Below are 11,118 nucleotides of genomic sequence, written 5' to 3'. Positions count from 1 at the left end.
CCTTTTAATTCAAAATTCAACATTCAAAATTCATAATTTTATAAAGTTTTCCTTAAGATTATCTAAACACATACATTTTGTAAAGCGTTATGGAATTAACTATAAGATTTAAATTTATGTCTTAAATCATTTTTTTGTCTTCTGACTTTTCACTGGAGCAATAACCATAACTATCCTTTTTCCTTCAAAATATGGCCTTCTTTCAATAAAAGAAAAATCCTTTAGGCAATTAGAAAATCTTGTAATAGTATCCATTCCTATCTCAGAGTGTACTATTTCCCTTCCTTTAAAATTAAGAACAACCTTTATCTTTTGACCATTTTCTAAAAATTTTTTACTCTGATTTACCTTAAAGGCAAAATCGTGATCATCTGTGCTTGGTCTTAATTTTATCTCCTTTATTTGAATTATCTTTTGTTTCTTTTTCCCCTCTTTTGCCTTTTTGTTCTGGCAATACATATACTTTCCATAATCCATAATTTTACATACGGATATGGAATTATCATGTGCTATCTCAACCAGGTCAAGATTGGCCTTTCTTGCCTCCTCCAGTGCCTCCTTTTTTGAGACCACCCCTTTTTGATTTCCATCTTGAGAAATAAGCCTTATTCTTTCGGCTCTAATATTTTTATTTATAAAAAGCCTTTTATCCTTCAATCTATAGACTCTATCATTGCCTTAAAAACCCTTGGTTGATTATAAAATACAGATGTTATATCTGGATGCTCCATAATAACAGCTAGTTCCTCCCCTATATTTCTATCTTCCTCTACCTTCATAACGATTGGCTTTTCTAACATTATCTTTGCCCTTTGGCTTATATTAAGCCTCTTTATGTCATTTTTATTCATTTTAAGAATAGGAAAAGGTGAAAGCTCCATTAAGGTCTTTGAATAATGGGATATGTAGCCAGAATGAAAGTGATTATAAGATAAAATAATATCAAATCCCTCTTGTTTGTTGTCTCTTGTCTCTTGTGGTTCTAATACCCAAAATTTCCCCCTTTCAAACTCCTTCCTTCCCCCTTCCTCCTCCCTTTTTTCTATTGGACAACCCATTTTTAAAGAAAGCAATTGTAAAATTTCTAGCTGTGATTTTCCAAAAGGAAAAGAACAAACCTTTTCTATTTTTTGTGTAATTCCAAAAAGGGAGGTGTATCTTCCATCCTTCTCTAAAGACGATGAGCTTGGAAGGATAACATCTGCCTCCATCATCTCATCCCTCATAAATAGATGGGAAACGACAACAAATTCCTTTTCTTTAATGATCAGAGAAGGAAGGATCTCTCCAAGGAGAAATAAACCTTTTATATCTTTTGAGGTTAAGTCATAAGCTTGATTTTTTATTATTTCATAAGCACCCCTTGAATTTGCCCTGTTTCCACAAACAATGATATTGTTTGGTATTCCTAGAAGGAGCAGAAGATTGCAAGCAGATTTGATCACATAAGAAGAACCCGAAGCAATAATTACAGGGTTTTTTGCTTTGGCAAATGTCTTTGCGGCTTCTTTTGTTTTATCATCTGGTTCGTATTTTGAAAGGGTCTCCCTTAAATAATCAAAACCCTCTGTTTTTTGATGGATAAAATCCCAATTACAAATATTTTCATCAATCATTGTCCTTTGCATTTTAAAGAGAATTTCTTCCTCTTTTCCTGGTTTTGTAAGGAGCTTTATAGAGGAAAGCCTTGTTATCTTTGTCTCTATCGGGCTTATGGAAATAAGGTTTGCTTCTTTGTTTTTGCAAGCATAATGGACAAAGGTGTTTAAAACAGGATTGCTTTCTGAAATATCAGAGAGACAAAGGATACAATCAGAATCCTTGATCGAAGAGGGGGATAAAGATGGAATGTATCCCAAAGAGGAGGAAAGAGAAGAAAAGGAAGAAAAGCTTTCATCTAAAGAGAAAATATTTTGGCTTTCTAAACAGGAATGGCTAAATTGTTTTGCCAATAAAAGCTCCTCATTGGTAAGACGGGAAGAGGCAATAAGGGCAATTTTTCCCTTTATGCCTTGAAATTTTTTTGCAATTAGCTCTAAAGCTTCATCCCAACTTGCACTAACAAGCCTTCCATCTTTTTTAATAAGGGGTTCGCTAATCCTTTTTTCTGAATAGACATAATCCCAGCCAAAATGCCCCTTTACACACATAGAGGTTTCATTTATCCCATCGCCTCCCTCTACCTTTAAAATCACGCCATCCTTGCTCCTTGTGATAAGCCTGCATCCAACATTGCAGAATGGGCAGATTGTCTCTTTGTTTTCAAGCTCCCATGCCCTTTTTTTGTATTTAAAGAGCTTTGAAGAAAGGGCTCCTACCGGGCAGATATCAAGGCACATACCACAAAAATCACAATTTAGGGGTCTTTCAAAATCTGTGGTGATCAAAGTCCTTTCCCCCCTGTTTGCAAATGAGATTTCTTGCTTTCCCTCAAGCTCATCGCAGACCCTAACGCACTTCCCACATAAAATACACCTATTCATATCCCTCTCAATAAGGGGGCTTTCATAATCCTTCCTTAATTTTACCTCCTCTCTAAACCTTAAAAACCTATTGGAAGAAACCCCATATTCATAAACAAGATTTTGAAGCTCGCATTCACCTGCCTTATCGCAGACAGGGCAATCAAGGGGATGATTCACCAGGATAAGCTCAAGGATTGTTTTTCTTGCCTTTATTATCTCAGGTGAGGTTGTCTTTATCTTCATCCCATCTGCTACAGGTGTCGTGCAGGATGTGGTAAATCTTTCCCTTGCTCCTTCTAGTTCAACAATACAAATTCTGCAGGCACCAAAGGGCGAAAGCCTTTTATCGTAGCAAAGGGTTGGAATTTTTATATTGGCTTGCTTTGCTGCCTCAAGGATGGTCATATTGGGGGAGACCTCTATTTCTCTGTGATCAATTGAGATTTTCACATTATTTTAGATAACCTTTTTACAAACATACAAAAATTTTAATAAAAAGAATAAAAACAAGTCAAATAAAATTTATTTTATGAATTTTTCTACAGAATCCCGAAGTTTCATTGCCTTTTCTTGGGTTTTTTTATGGGGTGTATAGAAGCTTCTTACTGAATATATCCTATGGATTATCTCATCATAAGCCTCCTTTGCGGTTTTATAATCCTTCTTTTTTTGGCAAGAGGCTCCAATCTCAAATAGCCTGTTTATAGCCTTATTTACCCAAGGTGAATAGGGTGTATAGAAGCTTATCACAGTGCCATAATAGAGGATTGCCATAGGGATATCCCCTTTTTTATAAAGGGCCTCTCCTTCCTTAAACTCCCGATAAGCCCTGTGCATTGTCTCAGCCGCAAACATTACAAGGATAACAAAGATTACGGCTATAATGCTTCCTGTCCATCTTAAAATTTGTTTATTCATTTCTTACCTCCTCTAAATAAAATAAGGCTGGAATAGCCATAATAATACTTGTAACCACAATAGAAAAAAGGACAGAAAATAAAGCCTTTTTTATCGTTATATTGTGTGCCTTTGAAAGGCCAATGATTGTAATAACAAGCCCCCAGATGCTTGAGATAATTCCACCAATAATGGGAAGAGCAGAAAACATAAGGACAGATTCAGAATAGGCAACCACCTTAAATGTGGTGGTAAATCCAGATTTATTAGAGGAAAGGAGTAAAAGCCCAAGATGGAGAAGCCCTGTTTCTAAACAGAAGAAAAAGATAAGAGAGACAAAGGGGATAAGGAGAATGTAGTTTAACTCTATTTTTTTGCTAATCCAGAGGAGATTGAGAAAATAGATAATGCTTGCAATAATTACAACATAAATAGCGGCATTTTTAATGCTACCTGGCTTAATCTTTCCGAAGAAATCACCTGGTTTAAATATGGCATCTTTTATTGTCATATATAGGGCATTAAAAAAGCCGATTTTTTCTCTTTCTTCCCAGGGAATATTTTTTATCTCTTCTTTGGGTTCTTCATCCTCTAAAATTTCTTCCAAATCTTCCATCGTTTATGCTATAATTATAAATTATGTTTAGAGAAATGTGCAAGTCAAAGATAAAGGGCCTTAAAATAACAGGCCTTAAGAGGGAATGTTCCGGAAGCATTGGTATTGATGGAGAAATTCTAAAAAAGGCTGATATACTTAAGGGAGAAATGGTTTATGTCCTTAATATGCAAACCGGGGCAAGGTTTGAAACATATGCAATTTATGAAAAAAAAGGCTCTTTGGATTGCATCCTTTATGGACCAGCCGCCAGGCTAGGTGAGGTAGGCGATGAGGTTGTTATCCTTTCCTCCTGCCTCATTCCTGATAAAGAAGCAAGGCAATTTAAGCTAAAGGTAATTGAAGTTTAATGGAGAAAAGGCTTGTTCTATTTATTATTCTTTCATTCCTAATCCTCTACATTCATTCCCTCTTTCTTCCAAAAAAAAAGGAAATTAAACAAATAAAGCCCTCTTTTGTTAAAAACGAGGTTGTTCAAAAGCCCCCAATAGAGACTAAAGAACCCAGCCTTCCTTTGGTTGATGAAAAAGAGCTTATCTTTAAAAATTCCCTATTTTCATTAGCCCTTTCCCAAAAGGGAACAATCAAATCCTTAAACCTTTTAAAATTTAAGGATAGAAAGGGCCTTCCATATACAATAATAAAGGATAAAGATACATTCTCTATTTTTTTAGAGGAAAAGGAGATATTTCCAAATGAATTTTCAAAAGATGGCTTTGTCTATGACCTGCAATCATTTAAGATAATAAAAAAATATGAATTTTCTTCCTCAACCTATCCATTTACGATGAACCTTTCATTTATAAATAAAGAAGACAAGCCAATAACCATTCCATGGGTTTGCTTTTCATTAAAAAGCTCACTTGGTCAGGATCCTGAGCTTAAGGAAAACCCATTTCTTTATCAGACGGCTTCTGGAATAAAAAAGGCTAAAAATGTCTTAAAAAACGATGAAGCAATTAACTGGGTAGGGACACAGGATAAGTATTTTCTTTTTGTGGTAAAGCCAGAAATGAGGTTTTCCTCTATTTTGCTCTCCCCAGAGGATATAAAGGCTTTCTTTCCAAGGTATTCCCTTAAACCAAATGAGGTAATTAAAAACAAAATAATGGTATATGCAGGACCTAGAGATTATAAAATATTAAAGGGGGTTGGGCTTGAAAGCCTTTCTGGATTATGGTTTCTTTCAAAGATTATTATTCTTGCCCTGGTCTTTTTCTATAAGCTTATTGGAAATTATGGGGTAGCAATTATTCTTTTAACCTTAATTGTCAAGGTTCTCTTACATCCTCTTACTAGAAAGAATTTTAAAATGATGAAGAAGATGCAGGCAATAAAGCCACACATAGAGAAATTAAGGGAAAAGCACAAAGATGACCATGAGACAATTCAAAAGGAGATGATGAGGCTATACAAGGAGCATAATGTCAATCCATTTGGTGGCTGCCTTCCCCTTATCCTTCAGATACCCATATTCTTTGCCCTTTATAGTGCTTTGGATAAAGGGATTGAGCTTCGCGGTGCACCATTTGTTTTATGGATAAAAGACCTTTCATTAAAGGATCCCTATTTTGTCCTTCCTATACTTATGGGTCTTACCATGTTTATTCAGCAGAAGATGACACCCTCAACCCAGGATCCAAGCACAGAGAAGATGATGCTTATTATGCCATTAGTGATGACATTTTTGTTTCTTGGTTTTCCATCAGGCCTTGTTTTGTATTGGCTTGTTCAGAATATTCTCACAATTTTTGAGCATTGGCTTATAGAGAAAGGGATAGGAATTTAGGGTGGTTAAATATATCTTTGTAACCGGTGGTGTGGTTTCTTCTTTGGGAAAGGGAATAGCTGCCTCTTCTATTGGAACAATTCTGGAATCGCTTGGATTAAAGATAACCCTCCAAAAGCTTGACCCATATATCAATGTAGACCCAGGCACGATGAATCCATACCAGCATGGTGAGGTCTATGTAACCTCTGATGGTGCTGAGACAGACCTAGACCTTGGCCATTATGAAAGGTTCACAGAAGCAAAGATAACCAAGAAAAACAATGTGACCACGGGAAAGATATATTATGAGGTTATAAGGAAGGAGAGAAAGGGAGAATACCTTGGAAATACGGTTCAGGTTATCCCCCATATCACCGATGAGATAAAGGGATGTATAAAAATGGTTTCTAAAAATATAGATGTTGCAATCATTGAATTGGGAGGGACGGTTGGTGATATAGAAAGCCTTCCCTACCTTGAGGCAATAAGGCAATTGGGAAGGGAGATGGGAAGGGAAAATGTTTTGTATATCCACCTTACCCTTGTTCCATATATTTCTTCCTGCGATGAGGCAAAGACAAAACCAACCCAGCACTCGGTAATGAAATTAAGGGAAATAGGAATTCAACCCGATATTTTGCTCTGCAGGACACAAAAACCATTATCTTCCTCTCTAAAGGAAAAGATTTCCCTCTTTTGTAATGTCAGAAAGGAGAATGTAATAGATGCATATGATGTAGAGAGCATTTATGAGGTTCCTTTAAGCTTTAAAAAACAGGGTTTGGATAGGGCAATAATAAAATCCCTTTCCCTTTCTTTTCAAAAGGACAATTTTAAAGAATGGGAAGATATGGTTTTTAAAATAAAAAATGCAAAGAAAAAGACAAAAATTGCTATTGTGGGAAAGTATATCCAGATTAAGGATGCCTATAAATCTATTGTTGAGGCATTGTATCACGGTGGCATAGCAAACAATTGCAAGGTAAAGATAAAATGGGTTGACGCAGAAAGTAAAAACATTTTGGATGAGCTTTTAGGTGTCAATGGAATCCTCATCCCTGGTGGATTTGGATATAGAGGGATAGAAGGGAAGATAAAGGCAGCTAAATTTGCCAGGGTTAATAAAGTCCCATTTCTTGGGATATGCCTTGGGCTTCAATGTGCTGTAATTGATATAGCAAGAGATTTGGCAGGGCTTTCTAATGCAAATTCATCTGAGTTTGACCAAAATACCTCCTATCCTGTGATTGACCTGATGAAAAAGCAAAGGGGAATAATAATAAAGAAAAAGGGAGGAACAATGAGGCTTGGGATATATCCCTGTAGAATAGAAAAAAACAGCCTTGCATATAAGGCATACCAAAAGGAGCTTGTAAAGGAAAGGCATAGGCACAGGTATGAGTTTAATAACAAATATAGGAAGATATTAGAGGATGTAGGGATAAGGATTACAGGAATATATCCAGAGGAAAACCTGGTTGAGATTGTTGAGTTAAAAGATCACCCCTGGTTTGTGGCGGTTCAATTTCACCCCGAATTCCAATCAAAACCAACCGCACCACATCCCTTGTTTTCTGCATTTATAAAAAGCAGTATAGCCTCTACTTCCCAATCACCATAGCCTTGGTTTCAGAGAATTCTCCCGCAGAAAGCTTGTAGAAGTAAAGGCCTTTTAAAGAGGGGTTTTCCTAAGATGGCCAGTTAAGATATTTATCTGGCCATCTCCATTGGGGTCTCCAGCAATTAGGGTTATTGTTCCAATGTCTGTGGTGTCATTAAATTGGGTTTTGGTTATCAAGACATCGGTTTTTGTAGCTGGGGTTGCCCCAGGGTAGGTAAAGGATAAAGTATAGGTTCCTACTGGAATATTGCTAAAGATAAAGTAAGAGTCTGCATTTGTTGTTTTTGTCTCTCCGGTTTCAACCAATCTTACTAATATTCCAGCTTGTCTTTGTGCCTCTGTTCCTCGATCAATAAGAGAGGTTCCCGAGATTGAGCCAAACCTTCTTAGAGAATAGGCTTTAAAGATAATCGGTGAACCAGAAAGGGATGTATTTCTTGCCTCAATGGTCCAAGTCCCAGGTGGCTCTGTTCCTAAGGTAAGGTAGGTTGCCGATGTTCCCTGTAGGTTTGTTAAAGTCTGTGTGGCTGATAGGCTAAATCCAGATGCACCAATGGGATTTTCTGTAATTTCCCAATCTATTAAGACATCATCGCAAGGGTTGTGGTAAAAATCCTCTACCTTACAAACAAATGGGTTTGCTAAGGTTTCTTGGCAATTTTGGGTTTGGTTATTGCCTGAGACATAAATAAGGCTGGTTGGTGTTCCTGGGGTTATAATTACACTTGTTGTTCCCATTAAGCTTAAGAATGTTCCTGTTATAGTGTAAGTTCCAATGTAATGTGCCTCAAAGGAATTAGTTGTCCAGGAACCCCCACCGTTTGAGGTAAATGTGGTTGAGCCAGTAACATCTACATTTAATCCTCCGCAAATAGCATAGGCATTATAAATTTGGCTATTTCCTGCCATTATTGTTTTATCCTTTGGAAAGATGGAAAGCCCTGTGGCAACATAGATTAAAGATTCTTCTTTGTTAAATGGAATAAGATTGCTTTGTGTATCTATAATCTTTGTATTGCGATTGCCTAAAATATCAAAGTCAAACCTAATGCTTGAGGTTCCACCCTCCTTTCCTCTAAACCTTATTGAGCATAAAACACCCGAACCAGATGATGAGCCTGATAAAAGACCAACACTATAATCAATATGTCCATTTGCATTGTTAAATGTTTTCTTCATCACCATTCCACCTGAAGGAAATCCTCCCTCTGTTATTGTAGAAACCTCAAGCACATCTGGGTCAAACGATAGATAAACCCCAACCACGGCCATATTCCTGACATCATCAATCTTTATCTCGCTAACAAATTCATCCCCTTTTGCCACAATCCTTGATTGTGGAATAACCCTTAAGAAGGTGGGTGGAAGGAGGATAAATGTCGTGGTGGCATAGTTTCCATAGGAATCTGTGGCGGTAATAACCTTTGTGCCAGGGGATTGGGTGCTTACGACAAAGGTTGTGGAGAAAGTGCCGAGGGGGCTTGATTGGGTGGTGGTGATGGTGGAGTGGGTGGCGAAGGTAATGGAAATTGTGCTTTCTGTGGCAAAGCCATAGCTTTCAATCTTTACTTCTGTTCCAATTAACCCTGATGTTGGAACAAGCGAAACACTTGGTCCTGTAAATGTTCCAGTAAGATAAGGTCTATAATCAACCCAATCAGATACCTTATCACCCTGACCTGATGGATTTGTTATGGGATGCTCTGGACCTGAATTTGCTCCCCACCAATTGTAAGTAGCAGAGATTGTTCCAGAACTTCCATCGTGATAGACACCATAGCCTTTGGTTAAGTCGCCGTTTTTGTTGGCAGAGAGGTTGTTGCAATGAATGGTGGGATTAGAGTTTGAGATGGAGTATATTCCATAGCACTGTCCAGGACTGCCATTTGAACCCCACAAGCCACCCGCTCCTCCCCGACCTCCTGTGTTTTGGAATATTGTGTTATTGGTAATTGTACCATTGGTTGATGTTTCAAGGTAAATTCCACAGCCAATGCCACCAGGGCCACCTGAACTCCCATAGCTACCGGTTATTCCATTCTGGCCAATTCCACCAGAAATTGTGTTGTTTCTTATTGTAAAATTAGAACAATTGATTAAGACAATCCTTCCCAGATTGGTTGAGCCAGAGCCAGCCAGGGTTAATATTTGATTTTCAATAGTAATTCCTGCTTGATTGCAGTAATAATGGATTGGCTCATTGTTATAGGTATTCGTAGTTGTAATTGTATTATTATAGCTATTTGACTCAATATATATTCCATAGCCATTACCAGGCTGGCCACCTGCACTATGGCCATCTCCTGCTCCTCCATTACCTCCTGTATTATTTAATATTGTATTTTCTGATATTGCATTGTTTGTTGAATTTGAAAGATAGATTCCACAACCAATTCCGCCTCTACCACCTACACCGTCCCAACTAGTTCTTCCTCCTTGGCCACCTGTATTTTGGAAGATTGAATTTTCTGATATTATATTGTTTGTTGATTGATAAAGATATATCCCACAACCTATTTCACCAAGTAATCCACCATCATTTCCTTTATTGTCGTGGATATAATTATTTATAATCACAATAGAAGATATATTTTCCAAATAAACCGCCTGCTTTGCATACCCTATATTGCACCAGCTTATCTGACTTCCGCTTGCTCCACTTCCAGAAAGCTTAATCCCTTTCCAATCGCCTGCAGATGGTGTAGTCTGGCTGGAGGTAAATGTAATTGTTCCTGTAGGATTGCCAATAGCATTCAATGTGCCATAGCAGATTAAAGATGTTTCTGTTGCGAACCTTACGGTTACCCCTGGCTCAATGGTCAATTTAACTCCATTGGCGACATATACGGTATCGGTTGCAATATATGGGCTTCCTGTCAAATTCCAGGTTGTATCACCTGTAATTGTCCCAGAAACATAAGTCTTAAGCCCAGGCTATCTTGCAAGCCATAAATCCCACCGCCATCAAAATCTCAAAGATTCCTCTTTTCATTTCACTGACCTCCTAAATAAAAAAGCCGGCTCTTTATTGAACCTGCCTTTGATTTTATATAAAAACCTTTCCGGGCGGTTAGGTTTAACCACCCTCATACTTTTATAATCTTTATAATCTTTTCCAAAATCTTTCATTGCGACGATAGATAATTATACATCCATAAACAAAAAATTTTGCAAGAAAAATTTTTATTTCATTTTCTGTATATCCTCAAGGATAGATAGGGCATCTTTATTATTTGGCTCTTTTTCTAAAACCTTTTTAAATTGAAGCCTTGCTTCTTCTTTCCTTCCTTTCCTAAGATAGGAAACACCTAGCCAGTAATGTGCCTGCACCAGATTTGATGGATTCAATGCATTTAATGCTATTGCCTTTTCCCATTCCAATATTGCCCAATCAATCCTTCTTTTATTAAAAAATAGACCCCCTCGCTTAAAGAGCCTTGTCCCACAATCCCAGACCATCTCCATCGCCTTTATATTCTCAATTGGCTGGTAGTTAATCTTTATTTCCTTTTGAATCTCTTTCTCAAGGAGGCTATCTTTTGAGGTAATAGGTAATCTCTTGTAATAGATAAAGCAGGGGGCATTGCTTAGCCTTATTGGAACAACCATTGGTTCATAATTTTTTATGGCTCATCGTGAATTATGGTGCATGAGGATAGGGATAGGGTTTAAAGACACCGATAGAGGAACAACCTTGAATAATTTTTAGTTTCATATACTCCTTATCCCTATAACCATAAGCCCTTCT

Annotated in this window: 9 protein-coding genes; 3 read left to right on the top strand and 6 right to left on the bottom strand. The window is 37.3% G+C overall.

Going from position 1 to position 11,118, the window contains the following annotated elements:
* Positions 1–126: 126 nt before the first annotated feature.
* The 4 genes from infC to AB1397_00095 all read right to left on the bottom strand — a co-directional run bounded on the left by infC (position 127) and on the right by AB1397_00095 (position 3,978).
* Entirely contained in the window at positions 127–657 is a 531-nt protein-coding gene (infC, locus tag AB1397_00110) for a translation initiation factor IF-3 (protein ID MEW6481408.1), read from the bottom strand.
* On the bottom strand, positions 654–2,915 hold the full coding sequence (locus tag AB1397_00105; protein MEW6481407.1) for a molybdopterin-dependent oxidoreductase: 2,262 nt from the start codon (positions 2,913–2,915) through the stop codon (positions 654–656). Before AB1397_00105 ends, infC begins: the two co-directional genes overlap by 4 nt.
* A 72-nt stretch (positions 2,916–2,987) precedes the next feature.
* Entirely contained in the window at positions 2,988–3,383 is a 396-nt protein-coding gene (locus tag AB1397_00100; protein MEW6481406.1) for a hypothetical protein, read from the bottom strand.
* Entirely contained in the window at positions 3,376–3,978 is a 603-nt protein-coding gene (locus AB1397_00095) for a YIP1 family protein (GenBank protein MEW6481405.1), read from the bottom strand. The genes AB1397_00100 and AB1397_00095 overlap by 8 nt, the downstream gene beginning before the upstream one ends.
* Before the next feature lie 23 nt (positions 3,979–4,001).
* On the opposite strand from AB1397_00095, the gene AB1397_00090 reads away from it, so the two are divergent.
* The 3 genes from AB1397_00090 to AB1397_00080 are packed head-to-tail and all read left to right on the top strand — an operon-like array spanning position 4,002 to position 7,370.
* Positions 4,002–4,328: an aspartate 1-decarboxylase gene (locus AB1397_00090; GenBank protein ID MEW6481404.1), complete on the top strand. Its 327-nt coding sequence runs from the start codon at positions 4,002–4,004 to the stop codon at positions 4,326–4,328.
* Positions 4,328–5,767, top strand: a complete 1,440-nt coding sequence (gene yidC, locus AB1397_00085) for a membrane protein insertase YidC (GenBank protein ID MEW6481403.1) — start codon at positions 4,328–4,330, stop codon at positions 5,765–5,767. Before AB1397_00090 ends, yidC begins: the two co-directional genes overlap by 1 nt.
* 1 nt (position 5,768) lies before the next feature.
* Positions 5,769–7,370, top strand: coding sequence for a CTP synthase (locus tag AB1397_00080; GenBank protein ID MEW6481402.1), 1,602 nt, complete (start codon positions 5,769–5,771; stop codon positions 7,368–7,370).
* A gap of 51 nt (positions 7,371–7,421) precedes the next feature.
* On the opposite strand, the gene AB1397_00075 is transcribed toward AB1397_00080, so the two are convergent.
* Both AB1397_00075 and AB1397_00070 read right to left on the bottom strand, forming a co-directional pair.
* Positions 7,422–10,250, bottom strand: coding sequence for a right-handed parallel beta-helix repeat-containing protein (locus AB1397_00075; GenBank protein MEW6481401.1), 2,829 nt, complete (start codon positions 10,248–10,250; stop codon positions 7,422–7,424).
* A gap of 303 nt (positions 10,251–10,553) precedes the next feature.
* Positions 10,554–10,979: a tetratricopeptide repeat protein gene (locus AB1397_00070; protein ID MEW6481400.1), complete on the bottom strand. Its 426-nt coding sequence runs from the start codon at positions 10,977–10,979 to the stop codon at positions 10,554–10,556.
* Positions 10,980–11,118 lie beyond the last annotated feature (139 nt).

This window comes from bacterium (assembly GCA_040756715.1).
Classification (GTDB): Bacteria; UBA9089; UBA9088; order UBA9088; family UBA9088; genus JBFLYE01.
Note: the sequence above shows the minus strand (reverse complement) of the source record. Positions and strands in the feature narration are given on the sequence as shown.